The 18,007-nt window shown below is 40.5% G+C and carries 14 protein-coding genes; 9 read left to right on the forward strand and 5 right to left on the reverse strand.

What is annotated here, in order from left to right:
• Positions 1-346: 346 nt before the first annotated feature.
• Complete coding sequence (locus tag GR929_RS20465; RefSeq protein ID WP_159523438.1) at positions 347-799, forward strand: DUF423 domain-containing protein; 453 nt, start codon at positions 347-349, stop codon at positions 797-799.
• A gap of 361 nt (positions 800-1,160) precedes the next feature.
• Here the strand turns inward: GR929_RS20465 and GR929_RS20470 are convergent, their stop codons facing one another.
• On the reverse strand, positions 1,161-1,631 hold the full coding sequence (locus tag GR929_RS20470) for a globin domain-containing protein (protein WP_159523440.1): 471 nt from the start codon (positions 1,629-1,631) through the stop codon (positions 1,161-1,163).
• A gap of 159 nt (positions 1,632-1,790) precedes the next feature.
• Positions 1,791-2,987, reverse strand: a complete 1,197-nt coding sequence (locus tag GR929_RS20475) for a phosphoglycerate kinase (protein WP_159523442.1) — start codon at positions 2,985-2,987, stop codon at positions 1,791-1,793.
• Positions 2,988-3,200: 213 nt separating this feature from the next.
• Between GR929_RS20475 and GR929_RS20480 the strand changes: the two genes are divergently transcribed.
• Complete coding sequence (locus GR929_RS20480; RefSeq protein WP_159523444.1) at positions 3,201-4,325, forward strand: DNA polymerase III subunit; 1,125 nt, start codon at positions 3,201-3,203, stop codon at positions 4,323-4,325.
• A gap of 15 nt (positions 4,326-4,340) precedes the next feature.
• On the opposite strand, the gene GR929_RS20485 is transcribed toward GR929_RS20480, so the two are convergent.
• Positions 4,341-6,656 carry a sensor histidine kinase gene (locus GR929_RS20485; protein ID WP_159523446.1) on the reverse strand — a complete coding sequence of 772 codons (2,316 nt, stop codon included), beginning with the start codon at positions 6,654-6,656 and terminating at the stop codon, positions 4,341-4,343.
• A gap of 283 nt (positions 6,657-6,939) precedes the next feature.
• Here GR929_RS20485 and GR929_RS20490 point away from each other — a divergent pair, with 283 nt between their 5' ends.
• The 7 genes from GR929_RS20490 (at position 6,940) to porX (ending at position 16,399) form a co-directional block, all read left to right on the forward strand.
• On the forward strand, positions 6,940-8,076 hold the full coding sequence (locus GR929_RS20490) for a PSP1 domain-containing protein (RefSeq protein WP_159523448.1): 1,137 nt from the start codon (positions 6,940-6,942) through the stop codon (positions 8,074-8,076).
• On the forward strand, positions 8,073-8,537 hold the full coding sequence (locus tag GR929_RS20495) for a gliding motility lipoprotein GldH (protein WP_159523450.1): 465 nt from the start codon (positions 8,073-8,075) through the stop codon (positions 8,535-8,537). Before GR929_RS20490 ends, GR929_RS20495 begins: the two co-directional genes overlap by 4 nt.
• An 8-nt stretch (positions 8,538-8,545) precedes the next feature.
• Entirely contained in the window at positions 8,546-9,286 is a 741-nt protein-coding gene (trmB, locus tag GR929_RS20500) for a tRNA (guanosine(46)-N7)-methyltransferase TrmB (protein ID WP_159523452.1), read from the forward strand.
• A gap of 5 nt (positions 9,287-9,291) precedes the next feature.
• Positions 9,292-9,624: an MGMT family protein gene (locus GR929_RS20505; protein WP_201301077.1), complete on the forward strand. Its 333-nt coding sequence runs from the start codon at positions 9,292-9,294 to the stop codon at positions 9,622-9,624.
• Positions 9,625-9,636: 12 nt separating this feature from the next.
• Positions 9,637-10,752: an Mrp/NBP35 family ATP-binding protein gene (locus GR929_RS20510; RefSeq protein WP_159523454.1), complete on the forward strand. Its 1,116-nt coding sequence runs from the start codon at positions 9,637-9,639 to the stop codon at positions 10,750-10,752.
• A 319-nt stretch (positions 10,753-11,071) separates the two neighbouring features.
• Entirely contained in the window at positions 11,072-14,758 is a 3,687-nt protein-coding gene (porW, locus tag GR929_RS20515; RefSeq protein ID WP_159523456.1) for a type IX secretion system periplasmic lipoprotein PorW/SprE, read from the forward strand.
• 84 nt (positions 14,759-14,842) lie between these two features.
• The gene (gene porX / locus GR929_RS20520) at positions 14,843-16,399 is read left to right on the forward strand and encodes a T9SS response regulator signal transducer PorX (RefSeq protein WP_159523458.1); all 1,557 of its coding nucleotides are present in this window, start codon (positions 14,843-14,845) and stop codon (positions 16,397-16,399) included.
• Here the strand turns inward: porX and GR929_RS20525 are convergent.
• Positions 16,396-17,163, reverse strand: a complete 768-nt coding sequence (locus GR929_RS20525) for an ABC transporter ATP-binding protein (protein WP_159523460.1) — start codon at positions 17,161-17,163, stop codon at positions 16,396-16,398. The two genes, porX and GR929_RS20525, sit on opposite strands and share 4 nt — an antisense overlap.
• Positions 17,163-17,900 (reverse strand): MlaE family ABC transporter permease, encoded by a 738-nt coding sequence (locus GR929_RS20530; protein ID WP_159523462.1) that lies wholly within the window; start codon positions 17,898-17,900, stop codon positions 17,163-17,165. Before GR929_RS20530 ends, GR929_RS20525 begins: the two co-directional genes overlap by 1 nt.
• Positions 17,901-18,007 lie beyond the last annotated feature (107 nt).

An 18,007-nucleotide genomic window follows, 5' to 3' on the forward strand; every position in this document is an offset into this window, starting at 1 on the left:
AGTGGAGCGAAGGGGTTAGCTAATATAGTTGAATCTCTTGCCAACCTGAAAGGGGATGAGCTTCATAGAATTAACTATATTAGAAGAGCCGGATGACGGGAGACTGTCAAGTCCGGTTCTGTGAGAGGCTTGGGGTGAAATTCCCTTTGCCTACTCGATCAAGTGACCGTTACCAAACATTTTGACACAAGCACATTCTGATAGATTACAGATGAAATTGCTTATCTTTCAGAGGCGAATTAGTTGTTGCAAATGTAAAAGTGGACAGCAAAAATGAGCTGAAAAATGAAAAATTTGGAAAAATAGAAATTACTGATAGATAATGATCATAACATAAAGGGAGAATATGAAAACATGGAATTTAAAAGTAAAAAGTAATCCTCAAGAGACTAGTAAGAAACTGGATTCAGCACTTGGGTCTATAGGCGGATTTGTTTTTAGAATGGATACTGGTACAAAGGATTCTATAATATTTAAAGTGCGTAAACGGAGTCTAAATTATTTAAATTTTATACGGGAGAATCAAATTGTTGTAAATGGAAAGATATTAGAAACAGATAGTGAAAATGAAACTGATTTAGAAATCTCTTTTAGTCAACACTTTTTGACAATATTGTATGTGTCTTTTTTCGTGGGTTTGGGTCTATTGGCATTAATCTTAGGAATAAGTAATAATGCAACCATGTTATATGGAGGGATATTATTAGTGATAGGAATTGTATTGTGGATTGACGTACGGAAGAATTCTGAAAAGAATGTTCAAAAATATAAGACATTAATTTCTGAGATATTGGAGTGATAAAATAAAAAACGTTTGGTAACAAATTGTATATGTCAGGCGGGGGTTCTAGCGGTCTGACAAGTCAGACCTCGTGCCCACATTCCTGCGGGTCTGACAGGATTTCTTTTCGAAATCCCGCCCGACCACATAGTGTGCCGAGAAGCGATGAATCGGCAAAATAAAGTTCATTGCATGCTGTAATTGAGATGGTGGAAGTTGCAAACGAGCAATTGGACACTGGTGTCGCCTTACAGGAGGAGTCATCAAACCCCCGCTGCCGCACGAATCCTTTCGTGTGGTTTAGCGTTCTTAGGCCAATAAGTAATTGGGTCGCTGTAAATCCGGAGCAGCACTGGGGCACGACAATCAACCAATCCTGTTATTCCATCCCTTCTTCATGCTTTGGTATCGAAAACGAACCATCGGGAGTGTTTACCATCCAGTTCGAGAAGTCGTGTAAAAACAACCAAAAAGCTTTTACCAGGTGCTCGGGAGCATCGAGCTTCAGCAATACTTCGCGGTAGCATTCGAGCCAAACAATGCGGGCATCGGGCGTAATTTTAAAGGGTAAATGCCTGCGCACCAAAACCGGTTTTCCACGGTGCTGGTTAAAGTAGTCGGGCCCACCCAGTCGCTGAATAAAAAAGTCGGCCGATCGTTCTTTGGCAGCATCGAGCCCAACGGGGTTTGAAGGAAAGAGGTGCTTAAAAGAACTTTGTGCCAGCAGGTCGTAGTGGTCGCTCACCATTTGGCGCACACCTTTCTCATCCAGGTATTTGTACAATTCCTGGTCGGGCATATATTTGTTGGGTCGGGCACCAAAAGCCATTTTTTCAATCTTCAGTTCCATGGGTTTGTTTTAATCGTTACTCGTATTCACCAATAACCGATAAATTGCCCGAATGTTTATGCTTTTGGGGAATCATCAGCCTTTTTCCGGGCCAAAAAAAGGCCCGAAGAAATTCTCCGGGCCTGAGTTATCGTTGTGTTGTTTGTTTCAATTTAAGAATTACTCGCCGCGAACAGCTGCAATTCCGGGAAGAACTTTTCCTTCGAGGTATTCTAACAAGGCTCCACCGGCAGTAGAGATGTATGAAACACCATCAGCAATACCGAATTTGTTAACCGCTGCAACCGAGTCGCCACCACCTACAAGAGAGAAAGCACCTTTTTTAGTTGCTTCAACAACAGCATCACCAATTACTTTGGTTCCTTCGGCAAACTTTTCCATTTCGAAAACACCGGCAGGGCCGTTCCAAAGTACCGTTTTTGAATTGCCAATTACTTCGTTGAAAGTAGCAATGGTATCAGGACCTACGTCCAATCCCATCCAACCGTCTTTAATTTCACCGGCAGGGCAAATTTCAGTATTGGCATCAGCAGCAAATTTATCAGCCGCCACACAGTCTGAAGCGATTACCAGGTTCACACGTTTTTCTTTCGCTTGCTTAATAATGCTTTTGGCTAATTCCAAGTAATCATCTTCGCAAAGCGATGAACCGATGTTTCCACCCATTGCTTTTACGAACGTAAAGATCATTCCACCACCGATAATCAAGTTGTCTACGGTGTTCAACATGTTTTCGATGATTGTAATTTTAGTTGAAACTTTTGCTCCACCCATAATGGCAGTCATCGGACGTTGAGGATCGGCAACGACTTTATCCAAACTCGCTACTTCGCTGTCAACCAAGTATCCAAACAGTTTGTCATTTGGGAAAAATTGAGCAATTACAGCTGTTGAAGCGTGAGCACGGTGTGCCGTACCAAAGGCTTCCATAATCCAGCAGTCGCCGTTTTCGGCCAATTTCTTAGCAAATTCTTCGTCACCGGCAGTTTCTTCTTTGTGGAAACGAAGGTTTTCCAAAATCAATACTTCACCTGGTTTCAAATCAGCGGCCATTGCTTTGGCTTCGTCGCCAATACAATCAGGAGCAATTTTTACTGTGGCACCACCCAGCAATTCCGAAAGGTGACCAACCAAATGTTTTAATGAGAATTTATCTTCGGGTCCGTTTTTTGGACGACCAAGGTGAGACATGATAATGGGAGAGCCACCTTTTTCAATCACTTTTTTGATTGTTGGCAAGGCTGCACGCATACGGTTATCGTCAGTGATTTCGAATTTATCATTCAAAGGAACGTTGAAATCCACACGGATTAGTGCTTTTTTCCCTGCGAAATCATAGGTTTCAATAGTCTGCATAATTGTTTTTTTTAGTTTCTTAAAAAATCGTTCCAAATATAACGAAAAAGGAAGCTTTTTGAGTACGGTCTATTCGCTTAATAAAGAAATATTAATGCAGAGGTAAACTTGAGTTTTTGGATTTAGTATGTGGGCACTTTTTAACAAACTTCATCGGAAAAAGATGTAAACGAGGTAGGTTTTATTATTTTTGTTTTCAACTAAAGTTAGCCTATGTTTTTTCGCGACGTAATTGGGCAGGAAGCCACCAAAAAAAGATTAATTCAGTCAGTGAATGAAGAGCGTATTAGTCATGCGCAATTGTTTGCAGGGCCCGAGGGATCGGGCAAGTTGGCCTTGGCTTTGGCGTATGCGCAATATGTTTCGTGTTTAAACAAGCAAGATGGTGATTCGTGTGGGCAGTGCTCGTCGTGTAAAAAATACGCCAAGTTAATTCATCCTGATTTGCATTTTGTATTTCCAGTGGTAAAAACGCCCAAGTTTAAAGATCCGGTGAGCGACAATTTTATTGGCGAATGGCGAAAGCTTGTATTGGGGAATGCTTATTTCAACCTCGAAGACTGGTTTAATTTTATAGGAGTAGAAAATGCTCAGGGCTTAATTTACTCACACGAGAGTGAGGAGATTATTCGCAAGCTCAATCTGAAGTCATTCGAAGCGGAGTACAAGGTGATGATTATTTGGATGCCCGAAAAGATGCATATTTCTTGCTCCAACAAGTTGCTAAAAATGATTGAAGAGCCTCCGGTAAAAACCTTGTTTCTATTGGTTACCGAAAATGAAGAGGAACTGATTACGACAATTCGCTCGCGTTGCCAGCTGATTAAAATTCCCGGAATTCAGCCCGAACCCATGAAAACAGCCATTGAAAAGTTAGAAGGAGCTGCCGGTAAAGATGTCGATAACCTGGTTCACTTGAGCCGTGGAAATTACAGGCAGGCCTTAAACTTATTGGAGCTGAACGAAAGCACCCGCTACAACTTAGAGCGATTTAAAGAGCTGATGCGCTTTTCGTATGGACGCAAATTCATAGATCTTTTTCAGTGGATTAGTGAGGTTTCGAATATGGGGCGCGAGCGGCAAAAAATATTTTTACAATACTGCATGGGGCTAATTCGCGAGAACTTTGTGTACAATCTGAAAAATCCGGCTCTGACTTATATGCATGAAGAAGAGCAGACTTTTTCGGCGCGTTTCTCGCCATTCATCAACGAACGAAATGTTGTGCCTATTAGTGAAGAGCTGGAGAAAGCGTTTCAGCATATTTCAATGAATGGCAATCCTCGGATTATTTTTACCGACATGGCATTGAAGATCGTGAAGCTGATTCGCAAATAACAAGTAAAATAAGAACTAATCTGATTTTTCTTTGGGCAGTACAGGAAGTTTGAAATAGAACGTGGTTCCTGCTAACTCTTCCGATTCAAACCAAATTTCTCCATGCAACAGGTTTATGATGCCTTTTATGATACTTAGTCCAAGTCCTGTTCCCGGTTTAATATTTTTTGACTCCACCTGGGTGAAGCGGTTAAAGATGGTGTCTTTGAATTTCTCAGGAATTCCAATCCCTGTATCTTTTACAAAAAAGGTAATCTCGTTTTCAACCAAGGAGTAAACACCAAAAGTGATGGAGCCTTCATTGGTGTTTTTTATGGAGTTGGTTAGCAGATTATCAAAGACTTGTTTTAACCGTACCGGATCGGTAAATAGAATTAAGGGTTTCTGGATTATCCGGTGTTCTGTAGCCAGTTTAATATTGGGTTTTGAGTTGAATAAGGGACTCTGACGGTGATAGTCGTAGATATTTTCCAGGAAAGGGACAATGGAGAAATAGCTCTTATCAACTTTTAGTTGGTTCGATTCAATTTTGGCTACGTCTATAATGTCGTCAATAATTCGGAGTAAGTGCGTGCCTGACTTTTGAATAAATTCGGTGTACTTTTCCTGTTTCTTTTTGTCTGCCGATGGTAGCGATAATAAACTAGAGAACCCAATAATGCTGTTCATTGGGGTGCGGATTTCATGCGACATGTTAGCCAGAAAAGCAGATTTCAATCGGTCACTTTCCTGAGCTTTCTCAGTGGCTTTTTGCAATTCTATATTTAGCTTCTGCAATTCGTTTAATGCATTTTGCAGTTCATCATTTTTCTCAAGTATTTGTTTTTGGAGTTTCTTGTGATTTGTCAAATCATTCAAAATAAGTACGAGCTTATCTCCAATATAACTCCACAGTATTTGGATGAACTTCACGGTACCATCTTTGCACACGACTCTTGCTTCAAAAGGAGGCAGGGTATCTTTTCTATCCGATCGTTGTTCCAGCTCTTGAAGCCAGAGGGTTTTTATTTTTTCGCGGTAGGCTTTCTTGGGGTAGGCCGCTTCAAACCATTTTTCAACAGTAGGAATATCTTCTATGGTATATCCAAACGTGAGGGTAAACTCGTTGTTGAGATATTCGACGGCCCCATCCTTGGTGTTAATGGCAATAGGAATTGGGGATTCATCAACGAGATTTTTTAGTCCTTGTTGATTCTCAATTAACTCTTGTGTAATTTTCTTCTGCTTGGTAATGTTGATTAAGGCGCCAACAATTGCTTGTGTCTTTCCATTTTCAACAATCGGAGCTTCGCGCACTTCAACCCAAACTAAACTCCCATCTTTATGAACCATCTCAAGTTCGTAAGGTCGCTGAATTTTGCCTGTTTTGATTGCTTTTACAGTCAAGTCAAAACCAGTGGAGTTGACCGGATTGTCTGATACCAGCGTAGTCCATTTGATCATCGCTTCTTTAGGCGTGTATCCAACCAAATTCTCAATTTGAGGACTTATAAACGTGATTTTATGGTCGGTAGAATGTTCGTAAAATACATTTGTGCTATGCTCTATAATATTACGGAGCTTTTCTTCACTTTCTTTTATTCTTTTTCTGTTCTTTTTGTCCTCACTAATGTCTCTGAGGGTACAAATCATCCCATCAAAGCGGTAGTTTTTGATCAGGGGAACCAGCCAGCCAGCTATAACAATACGTTTGCCTTCAAGTGTTGTTAGTTCTGTCTCATATTGCAGGGGTTTTAATACGTTTTTCGCCTTTAAATAACTATCGACAAGCGTTCCAATATTTTGACGTTCAAACCCGAGTATGTTTTTCCCTAGGATTTTATGTTTTGGAGTACCGGTGTTTAGAGTCATTCCCGAATTGGTGTAGAAAATATTATCCTCCTTGTCAGTAACCCAAAGCCCCTCGTGTAAATGATCCATCAACCGTTCATAAAACTTTATTGGGCCTGTTGCGAGTTTAAGTGTTTTTAGTCGCTTTTTTAAAATGAGTACAAATTCTTCATTCCCAACAGGGGAAACTTGGATGTTGTACAGGTGTTTACCATCAAAAGTAAATTCGGTAAATTCTTTCTTCTTTTTTGATTCAATAACTGAAACAAATTTTCGAACCCACTTGTCCTCCAGATTTGCAAATAGCGATTTTGCCGGTTTGTCAATTAGTTTCGCTGCGGGAAGTCCAATTGCTTCTTCAAATGCCTCATTTAATTCGTAAGCCTGAAAATCGATGGGGGTATTCTTTGAGTTATAAATGATTTTATTGAGCGAGCAACCCAGAGGGATTTCTCTAAATATGGATTGATATTGTGGTAGTTTTGACGAACCGTTTGTCATTTCTGGGTTGATTTTGAATGAAACTCTTCGATTATAAATTGAAGAATTCACCTCGATTTATAAAATATTAATGGCTCAGAGAACTAATTTAGAATAATTCTTTGTAAGAATCTAGGTTATTCCACACAATCTTGAGATATTGTTGTGGTCTGACTCTCTGTTTGGTCAATTTTGTTGACATCTGTCACAAGCACTTTGTTTCTCAGCTTTATTAATTATTTTTGTAGATTATAGCAAAAGGCTGTTGCCGGATCAGTATCAATCCGGGATTAATTGTAAATGTATGGATGATCAATTATCAATCGAGCGGGGGTGTTGTGCGAAATCTGCCGGAACATGCGCAAAACTAGAAGTTTACGATTGGCTGGACGATGTGGTCAATAAGTCAGGTGATGACGATATCATTGAAGTTCGGTTTAAAAATACGCGAAAGGATTATTACAAAAATGTAAATAACCTGAAACTGAAATCGGGAGATATTATCGCTGTAGAGGCAAGTCCCGGGCACGATATTGGCCTTGTTACATTAACCGGGGCATTGGTGAAGCACCAGATGAAAAAGCACAAGGTAACCATGATTAATGGCGAACTTCGCAAGGTTTACCGAAAAGCAAAATCGGTTGATATTGACAAATGGCGCGAGGCAATGAGTCTGGAGCACCAAACGATGATTGAATCACGTAAAATTGCTGCCGATCTTCGTTTAAATATGAAAATTGGCGATGTGGAGTACCAAGGAGATCGCACCAAAGCCATATTCTACTATATTGCTGATGAACGTGTTGATTTTAGGCAGCTGATTCGGGTGCTGGCTGATACGTTTCGTATTCGGATTGAAATGAAGCAAATAGGTGCTCGACAGGAAGCCGGACGAATTGGTGGGATTGGCCCGTGCGGACGTGAACTTTGTTGTGCTACCTGGATCGGCAACTTTGTTTCGGTAACCACTAATGCCGCCCGTTACCAGGAAATTTCATTAAACCCACAGAAGTTGGCCGGACAATGTGGGAAACTGAAATGTTGTTTGAATTTTGAAGTTGACGCTTACATTGATGCTCAAAGGGATTTTCCACCGAGTAATATTCCGTTGGAATCAGAAGAGGGGCGATTCTATTTTCAAAAGGCTGATGTATTTAACCGAACGCTTTATTACACGTCAAACAGTAGTTCTGTTTCTGGGCCAGTTGCCGTTAGTGTTGAGCGAGCCAAGGAAATCATCCGATTAAATAAAAGAGGCAAGAAGGTCGAGAAAGTTGCTGACCGTATTGTTGAAGTCAAAACAACGCAGAATAAAGGTTTTGAGGATGTCATTCCGCAAGAAAGCCTGACTCGTTTCGATGAGCCAAAGCCACGCCATCGAAAAAAGAAAAAGCGGTTTACAAAGAACAAATCATCACGACCTCCAAGAAATAAAAAATGAGGAATCCGATTTACATCTTCGTTTCTCTGCTTCTGTTGGTAGCTTGTGATACCAACAGAGTGTATGAGGACTATAAAACCATTGATCCATCCGGCTGGAATAAAGATTCTGTTGCTCAGTTCGATGTTGATGTGCCTGAAATAGATCAGCCATACAGTATTTATATCAATGTTCGAAATAAAGGAAATTATCCGAACAGCAACCTCTGGTTGTTCCTGGAAATTCAGCAGCCTGAAGGGAAGTTGCTAACCGATACGATCGAATATATTCTAGCTGAGAAATCGGGAAAATGGCACGGAAGTGGAATTGGCGATTTGTTTGACAATCAGTTTGTTTATCGAAAAAATGTTGTTTTTGAGAAAGAAGGCACCTACCAATTTCGCATTCAACAAGGCATGCGAACTGAAATGCTAAAGGGTATCCACGATATTGGACTTCGAATTGAGAAAATAAATAATTAGCGTTAAAAGTGGGAAAGAATAAACTGGCCAAATTTACTGAAATGGCCACATTTGATCATGTTATCCAGGCTCCTTACAATAAGCATAATCATAAAGATCATGAATTAAAGGGAAGCTGGGCAAAAGACTTTTTTGAGAATGAAAATCCGATTGTTTTAGAATTAGGATGTGGGAAAGGTGAATATACCGTTTCATTGGCTGAATATTTTCCCGGGATGAACTTTATAGGAGTAGATATAAAGGGAGCCCGAATGTGGAGAGGGGCGAAGTCGGCTCATGTAAAGAGACTGAAAAATGTTGCTTTTATTCGAACCAATATCGAAATTATAGATTCTTTTTTTGGAGCTGAAGAGGTGTCTGAAATCTGGTTGACATTTCCCGATCCGCAAATGAAAAAGCACACCAAGAGACTTACTGCTACAACCTTTATGAATCGTTACAGCCGTTTCCTGAAACCGAAAGGTGTCATTCATTTAAAGACCGATAGTAATTTTCAATATCAATATACCTTAGCCATGGTTAAGGAAAATGATTTTCCCATTTTGACAGAAATTGAGGATCTTGATCATTCTCCCTCGGCAAATGAAGTTCTGTCCATTCAGACTTTTTATGAGAAACAATGGCGGGAACGTGGCATTCCGATTAAATACTTGTCATTTCAACTGAATGCAGATAAACCATTGCGCGAGCCCGATGTTGAGATAGAAAAAGATCCGTACCGTAGTTTTGGTCGTTCGGCAAGAGAATAAGCACTATGGATAATTTCTTTGAAAAGGCCTGGGAAGTAGCATGTCAGGTTCCGGTGGGGAGGGTGACCAGCTATGGCGCCATTGCCCGTTACTTGGGCATGGCTCGTTCTGCTCGAATGGTTGGTTGGGCAATGAACAATTCCCGCGCATCAAAAGTTAATGTTCCCGCACACCGGGTTGTTAATCGCAAAGGATTGCTTACCGGTAAAAATCATTTTCAAGGACAGCAAGTGATGAAAGAATTGCTGGAAAGTGAGGGAATTACTGTTGAAGATGACCAAATTCTCAATTTTGAAGATGTATTTTGGGATCCGGTCAAAGAGTTAGGAATTCAATAAAAACAAAATAAGATGTCTGATACACCACGAAAATTTATCGTTCCAAAAAATGTAACCGATGTACTTCGGAAAGTGCAATTTCCCGGAGGAAAAGAAAATATTGTTGATCTTGACATGGTTCAGGAGATAAGAATAGCTGGAAAGAAAGTTAGTTTTTCACTTGTTTTTCAACGTTCCGACGATCCAAATATTGGAGCTGTGATTCAGCAGTGTGAGCAAATTGTTGAGCAAGAGCTTGGCCCTGATGTCGAGATCAAAGGAAACATTACAGCCAAAGCAATCCATCAAATGGAGCGTCCGATTTTACCAGGCGTAAAAAATATTATTGCCGTGTCATCCGGAAAGGGAGGCGTGGGAAAGTCAACCGTTGCTGTTAATTTGGCCGTTTCGTTGGCCAAAACCGGAGCTTCAGTTGGACTGATTGATGCTGATATTTTTGGCCCTTCGGTGCCTAAAATGTTTGGGGCAGAAAAAATTCAACCGAGCGGAGTCAAAAAAGATGGAAGAGAGATGATTGAGCCAGTCTTTCAGCATGGAGTGAAAATTTTGTCAATCGGTTTTTTTGTGGCTGGCGACGATGCCTTGGTTTGGCGCGGTCCGATGGCGAGCAATGCGTTGAAGCAGATGATTACCGAAGGAAACTGGGGCGAGTTAGACTATTTGCTAATCGACCTTCCTCCGGGCACAAGTGATATTCACCTCACCTTGGTGCAAACCGTTCCGGTTACAGGAGCTGTCATCGTATCTACACCGCAAGATGTGGCTTTGGCTGATGTCATTAAAGGGGTCGGCATGTTCCGGGGAAAAAATGTTGATGTTCCGGTTTTAGGGCTGGTTGAAAATATGGCTTGGTTTACACCTGAGGAACTGCCTGATAACAAGTATTATATTTTTGGAAAGGATGGCGCTAAAAACCTGGCCGAAAAGATGGAGATTCCATTGTTGGGGCAAATTCCATTGGTGCAGGGGATTCGCGAAGGGGGAGACTCTGGTGTTCCCGCTGCAGTCGACGAACAATCACCTATGGGGAAGGCATTTCTCGATGTGGCAGCCAATACGATTAAGCAGGTAGAATTGAGAAATAAAGATATAGATCCTACTAAAAAGGTGAAGGTAAGTAGGAAATAACTGATCGTCGAGATGACTTTTAAATCCCTGAATCATTGTGATCCGGGGATTTTTATTTTGATGTAGATTCTGATGGAGCATTGTTTCAAAAGATCTCGTTCCTCGGTTAAATCATTTTGCATTCAAGTCCCAATAAATTAGCTTGTTTTTTGTATTATTGTAAACTTTTTAAAAGTTGAAATAAACTAAAGATAAAGGCGTTTTGTGGGTACGGGCTAAGTAGGCGATATCAATTATTCCAGATGCTACTTTTCCATGTTAAAGCAGACAATATTATTCGAATAAATAAGTTTATCCTACAGTGTTAAAATATACTTGTTTGAGCAGAAATTTACTACATACCTTTTTCATCGTATTTGTACTGGCTATTCTTAGTGGTTGCTCCACCGAAAAAAATACGCGTATATCGCGTGCCTATCACAACCTGACATCGCATTACAATGTGTATTTCAACGGCAAGGAGAGTCTTAAGTCCGGCGTTGAGCGCATCAACCAATCAGTGGAAGATGACTTTACCAAGCTGCTTCCAATTTATAAGTCGAGCCAACCGGGAACCGGACAAATGGCCCAGTCTGATATGGAGTATGCCATCATGAAAGCTTCGAAGCTGATTAAGGTGCACTCGATTACCAAAAAGCCCAAACGAAGGAAGAACAGAAGCCGCGCTTACATCCGGTTGGCAAGTAAGGAAGAATATAACAATTGGGTGGACGACAGCTATATATTGATGGGGAAGGCCTATTTCTATATGAAAAACTATATGGCTGCCATTGAGAACCTGTCGCATGTGGTTCGTAAATTTAGTGAGGAGGACACCAAGTATGAGGCGTACGTTTGGTTGGTTCGTTGTTATACCGAATTAGAACGCTACAATGAGGCACTGGAACTGATTCAAAATGTAGATGCCAGTGAAGATTTCCCCAAAAAGTACGACGAAGAGTTTGCGTTGGCTGTAGCGGACTTTTATTTCAGGCAAAATGAGTTTAATGAGGCTATCCCAAATTTGAAGGTAGCGATAGATAAAACTTCTGGTAAGAAAAATAAAGTTCGGTTAAAATATATTTTGGCTCAGCTCTATGAAGAAACCGGGCAAAATGCTTTGGCTACTGAAACCTATCGCGAAGTTGCCAGAATGAATCCTCCCTATGAGATGGCTTTCAACGCCCGGATCAATGCTGCCGGTTCTTTTTCAGGTGAAGGCGATGTTGCGAAGTTGAAAAAGGAATTAAATAAAATGCTGCGTGACTCAAAGAATTATGAATATCGCGATCAGATTTATTTTGCTTTGGGGAATATTTTCATGACTGAGGGAAACAAACAGGTCGCTACTGATAATTATATCCAATCGGCAGCTGCAAGTAGCGTGAATACTTTCCAACGCGCCTTATCGTGCCTCACCTTAGCCGATATTTATTTCAGTGATAAGGAATATAAAAATGCTCAAAGCTATTACGATAGCGCCATGGTTGTTATCGATGAAACATACCCTAAATATGAAACAATTGTTGAACGGTATAATAGTTTAACCCGACTGACAAACAACTTGTACACTGTTGAGCGGGAGGATAGTTTGCAACACATCGCTTCGTTAAGTGAAAAGGAGCGAAATGATTTAGTTACTGAATGGATTAACCAAGCACGCGAAGAGGAGCAACGCCAGCGTCAGTTAGCCAATGCAGAGATGATGGATCGGAATTTTTTTAGAATGAATCAATCGCGTATGGGATTAAGCCAGCAGAGACAGGGGAGTGGCTGGTATTTCTACAACCCAACAACCGTGGCTTATGGTAAGGTTGAATTCCAGCAGATATGGGGTGACCGTAAATTGGAGGACAACTGGCGTCGAAGCAACAAAGGTTCGGCAGGCGATTTTGAAATGGACGAGTTGGTTGATAATGAATCAGGTGTTGATAGCAGTGAGATGCGAGTGGCCGACCCTATGGAACGTGAATTCTACCTACAAGATGTTCCAACAACGGAAGAGGAAATGGCCGAATCTCATCAGCGAATTAAAGAAGCTTTGTATAATGCCGGACGAATTTTTAAGCAAGATTTTGAGAATTACGAGCGCTCGATTAACGAGTATGAAGAATTGCTGACAAGATATGACAATACGGTATATGAACTTACAGCTTATTTTGAGTTGTGGGATTTATATAAACAACTTGGAGATGACCAAAAATCGGAGTATTACAAAAGCAGGATTGTTGACGAATACCCCGATAGTAAATATGCCAAATACCTGGTTAATCCGTTCTTTTTTGTTGAGCTTGAAGCCCGGCAAGACAGCATGAATAACTTGTATCAAAAGGCATTTTACAACTATCGGCAAGGTAATTATCAAGATGCCGGAGAATTGGCCGGACAAATCAAAAACATGGAGCCTGACACCTTGTTGATGCCTAAGGTTGCTTTTATTGAAACCATTGCTGATGGTATTAAAACCGACTGGACACAGTTTGGGAAGATGTTGAATGAACATGTTCAGACTTATCCAGAAAGCGGCACCGTGCCATTGGCAAACGAAATACTCAAGTTAATTGAAGATAGTACATTGGCTGATTATCAGAAGCTGGTGGAAATTGGGTACTTGAATGATCAAATTCAGAATCAGGAGTTGCTTCCTGAAAATCAGGCCGATCAGGATGAGTTTGGTGGTAAGTTTTCGTATGATGATGAATTGCTACATTATTTTGTAATTGCAATTCCCCGGAGTGCTGAGGTTGACTTAAACCGCTTGAAGTTCGATATTGCCAACTACAACATCGATCATTATACAAAGATGGATTTCGATATTGAAACCGAAAATCTGAATGACGAAACGATATTGGTTGTGGTGAGGCCGCTACCTGACAAAGAGCAAAGTTTGATTTATTTCCGTTCGATCATTCGCAAGCGTGAAGTTTTCGAAACCCTTCAGGATATTCAGTATGTCAACTTTGTGGCTTCGTCATACAACTATCGCGAAGTTTTATCAGACAAAAATTACCTGGAATACCTGAAATACTTCGTTAAGAATTATAGTCGATTTATTAGCAACGACTTCCCTGCAGATGAATTAGCAGATCCGGAAGAATTGATGGCAAAAGCTAGCGCGGAGGAAGATAAGCTGGTTGAAAAAGGTTCTTTTGTCGTGGTGAAAGCTGATGAAACGGAAGGTTTGTACGCTAAAGAGACTGATGTTCCTCAGTATTTTGTCATCGCTGTTAACGATCCGAAGTTTGACTTGCGGGCACTTACCCCTGGATTTAACCGATACAACCGCTCGCAATTTGGTGGTAAAAATTTGACAATCGAACAGCAAAAGTTTGGAGATTACCAGTTGATGGTCGTTAAATCGTTGGCTGACATTCGCGAAGCGATGGGGTACTTCAGCAAGGTAGTTGCCAATCGTAATTTATATGAAAGTCTGGAAACCCGTAGCTACCGCAACTTCGTTATTTCACAGGCCAACTTGGAGAAAATGATCTCAGAAAGCTCGATTGATGATTATATTGAGTTTTTCCGCGATTATTACATTAGCGGTAATTTTGCTGAAAACGAATCGCAATCAACAGGGGCTTCAACAGCATCAGTAAATAACACAAGGTCAGCGGTTGCTCCGGTTCAGCCGGCAAAACCTACGTACGAAGGGCCTTTCAATACCGATGTAGCCGGCAAGCAAAATTTTGTGTTAATCATTCCTAAAAATGGAGTTGATGACACAGCAGTTAAGTCAGCCATAGAGGCCCACAATGCAAGCAACTTCCCAACTATGAATCTGGCGGTTGAACGAGAGGAGTTCAATGTTGACAATTACATTCTAACCGTTACTGGTATTCAAGATCAGGAATCGGGCTTGAATTATCTCCAAAGCATTGTTCGCAATCAACAGGTTTATCAACCTCTATCGGAGGTCAGCTACCGCAATTTTGTAATTACGCCAGCTAATTTATCCTTATTGCTTGGCAATAAGGATACAAGTAAATACCTTGATTTCTACAAAACTTTCTACTTGAATCGCTAGTAGCGTTAAATTGTGTTAAGGATATACATTTTGGGGAACATTCTTTGTTAGTATAGGTGTTATCTCTTTAAAAAGACAAAAAACATGAAGACAATACATATACTTTGGGTTGACGATGAAATTGATTTATTAAGAGCCCATATTATTTTCCTGCAAGAAAAAGGTTATGATGTAATGACAGCGAATAACGGAGCTGACAGTATCGACCTTGTCCGTGAAAATCATTTTGACATCATCTTTTTGGATGAGAATATGCCGGGGCGAACCGGGCTGGAAACACTGGATGAAATAAAAGCCATTGATCCGAATGTTCCTGTGGTAATGATTACTAAAAGTGAGGAAGAAGATATTATGGATCAGGCCATCGGTTCAAAAATGGCTGACTACCTGATTAAGCCGGTTAATCCAAAACAAGTTCTTCTTACTATAAAAAAGAATGTTGACCAGAATGAGCTGGTTACTCGAAAAACTACTTCAGCTTACCAGAGCGAATTTGCAAAAATCGGTATGCGAATCAACGAGCGGTTGGACTGGAAAGAATGGACTGAAGTGTATCGAAAACTGGTATTTTGGGAATTGGAATTGAGCGCGTCGCAAGATTCGACAATGGATGAAGTGCTGAAAATGCAAAAGGCCGAAGCTAACAAAGCGTTTAGCCGCTACATTAAAGCAAATTACTTAAGTTGGTTCGATAAGGATTCAGAAGATCGGCCAATCTTGTCTCCTGATATTTTCAGAAAGAAAGTTTTTCCACAGCTTGATAAAGGACACAAAGTGCTGGTTTTGGTTATTGACAACCTGCGATACGATCAGTTTCGTGTGCTAAGCTCTGCAGTTAGTCAGTATTATCAAACCGAAGAAGAAGATCTATACTACAGTATATTACCCACGGCAACCATGTATGCCCGAAATTCAATTTTTGCAGGTTTAATGCCTGCTGAAATTGCTCAGTTGTACCCCGAATATTGGGAAGACGACGATAACGAAGGCAACAAGAATGTGCACGAACGTGAGCTGATGCAAACGCAAATGAAGCGCAGAGGGCGCACGGATAAATTGTATTTTGAAAAGATTACCAATCCCAGAGCCGGGAAAAGACTCAACGATAACCTGGGGAATATCCTGCAAAATGATTTGTCGGTTATGGTGTTTAACTTTGTGGATATGCTTTCGCACGCTCGTACCGAAATGGAGATGATGAAAGAACTGGCCAGCGACGAGAAAGCATACCGTTCTTTAACAATGAGTTGGTTTATTCACTCGACCATGTTTGAGCTGTTGAAAACATTATCAGAGCATAAAATAAAAGTGATTTTAACAACCGACCATGGAACAATAAGGGTGGATAGTGCACTGAAAGTGATTGGTGACCGGGAAACAAATACCAATCTTCGGTACAAAATTGGACGAAATTTAAACTATAAAGCCAAACAGGTATTTGAAATTACAAATCCTGAGAAAGCGCACTTGCCTGGACGAAATGTCAGCTCAAGTTATATTTTTGCGATGGATAACGACTTTTTTGCCTATCCCAATAATTACAATCACTATGTTCAGTATTACCGCGATACGTATCAGCATGGTGGAATATCGCTTGAAGAAATGATTATTCCGGTGATTACATTGTCTCCAAAATCTTAATTTTTACTGTCAATTTTTTCATCTCGCTGTTGGCGGTATGTTTTGTTGGCAAATACAAATTCCTGGAGCTTCTGGTTTTCGGCCTCTAATATTTTATCTTTATCGCCTTCCCAGCAGGTTACTCCTTCACTGATAAATAAAATTTTATCGCCGATTTCCATTACCGAATTCATATCGTGGGTATTAATGACTGTGGTCATTTCGAAGTCTACGGTGAGTTCATGAATCAGCTCATCGATAACCAATGAAGTTTCGGGGTCCAATCCTGAGTTTGGTTCGTCGCAAAACAAATACTTCGGATTCATGACAATGGCGCGGGCGATCGCTACTCGCTTTTTCATACCGCCTGATATCTCGGCCGGATAAAGTTTGTGGGCTTTGTCGATATTAACCCGGTCGAGGCAAAAATCAACCCGTTCTTGTTTCTCTTTCGCGGTTTTGTTTGTGAACATGTCAAGTGGAAATCTCACGTTTTCTTCAACATTAAATGAATCGAACAAAGCGCCACCCTGAAAAACCATGCCCATTTCCTGGCGTAGTTTTTTTCGCAGCTTTTCATTCATTTGAGTGAAATTACGGTTGTCATAAAAAATAGTTCCTTCATCCACATCATGAAGACCAACAATTGATTTCAACAGAACAGTTTTTCCGCTACCACTTCGCCCAATGATCAGGTTCGTTTTTCCGGGCTCGAAAACAGTAGAGATATTACTCAAAACTTGTTTGTCCTCAAATGACTTAAATATATTTTGAATGGTAATCATTAGAATAAAAGTTGTGTTAGAATCAGGTCGAAGACCAAAATTAATATGTTCGTATTTACGACAGCTCTTGTGCTTGCAGCTCCAACTTCAAATGCTCCTCCTTCAACATAATACCCAAAGTAGGCTGGGACAGTGGCCACTAAGAAACCAAAAAATAAGGTTTTAATCATTGAAAATGTAACATAGTATGACGTAAACATATATTGAATACCATTGATGTAATCGGGAGCAGTAACTGCACCAACTGCTGGTCCAACAATGAGACCTCCAATCAGTCCGAAAAATACGCTCAACACAAACAAAAAGGGGAAAATAAATACGACAGCCAATGTTTTTGGCATGATCAAAAAGCTGGCAGAATTAATTCCCATAATTTCCAGTGAATCAATCTGCTCGGTAACGCGCATACTCCCTATTTCGGAAGTAATGTTTGATCCTATTTTTCCTGCCATGATCAGCGCCAGAATGGTTGACGAAAACTCAAGGATTAGTGTATCTCTGTTTCCCAGTCCGATTAAGTAACTTGGGAATAGCGGACTCGACATGTTGTAGGCGACTTGTAAGGTAATAATTCCACCCATAAATATGGAGATTATAGCAACAATACCAACCGAATCAAGCCCTAGTTGTTCTAGTTCTATAAAGAGCCTCCGTAAATAGATACGATGCTTTTCGGGGCGGGAAAAAGCTCTCCCCAATAGTGTAAAATAGCGTCCTACGTGAAAGAAAAACTTCATAACAATACTTTAGCCTAAAGTTACAAATAATAGCATATGAAAAAACCTATTTATGCGTTAGATCTATGAATAACGATCAATCTACTTAGAAGGAAACCACGAAATAA

Origin of the sequence: Sunxiuqinia indica (genome assembly GCF_009847015.1) — a bacterium.
GTDB classification, from domain to species: domain Bacteria; phylum Bacteroidota; class Bacteroidia; order Bacteroidales; family Prolixibacteraceae; genus Sunxiuqinia; species Sunxiuqinia indica.

Excerpts from the sequence above, each read along its gene's own strand:
- GR929_RS20465 (WP_159523438.1), top strand. The coding sequence starts at position 347 with ATGAAAACATGGAATTTAAAAGTAAAAAGTAATCCTCAAGAGACTAGT.
- GR929_RS20470 (WP_159523440.1), bottom strand. The coding sequence starts at position 1,631 with ATGGAACTGAAGATTGAAAAAATGGCTTTTGGTGCCCGACCCAACAAA.
- GR929_RS20475 (WP_159523442.1), bottom strand. The coding sequence starts at position 2,987 with ATGCAGACTATTGAAACCTATGATTTCGCAGGGAAAAAAGCACTAATC.
- GR929_RS20480 (WP_159523444.1), top strand. The coding sequence starts at position 3,201 with ATGTTTTTTCGCGACGTAATTGGGCAGGAAGCCACCAAAAAAAGATTA.
- GR929_RS20485 (WP_159523446.1), bottom strand. The coding sequence starts at position 6,656 with ATGACAAACGGTTCGTCAAAACTACCACAATATCAATCCATATTTAGA.
- GR929_RS20490 (WP_159523448.1), top strand. The coding sequence starts at position 6,940 with ATGGATGATCAATTATCAATCGAGCGGGGGTGTTGTGCGAAATCTGCC.
- GR929_RS20495 (WP_159523450.1), top strand. The coding sequence starts at position 8,073 with ATGAGGAATCCGATTTACATCTTCGTTTCTCTGCTTCTGTTGGTAGCT.
- GR929_RS20505 (WP_201301077.1), top strand. The coding sequence starts at position 9,292 with ATGGATAATTTCTTTGAAAAGGCCTGGGAAGTAGCATGTCAGGTTCCG.
- GR929_RS20510 (WP_159523454.1), top strand. The coding sequence starts at position 9,637 with ATGTCTGATACACCACGAAAATTTATCGTTCCAAAAAATGTAACCGAT.
- porX (WP_159523458.1), top strand. The coding sequence starts at position 14,843 with ATGAAGACAATACATATACTTTGGGTTGACGATGAAATTGATTTATTA.
- GR929_RS20525 (WP_159523460.1), bottom strand. The coding sequence starts at position 17,163 with ATGATTACCATTCAAAATATATTTAAGTCATTTGAGGACAAACAAGTT.
- GR929_RS20530 (WP_159523462.1), bottom strand. The coding sequence starts at position 17,900 with ATGAAGTTTTTCTTTCACGTAGGACGCTATTTTACACTATTGGGGAGA.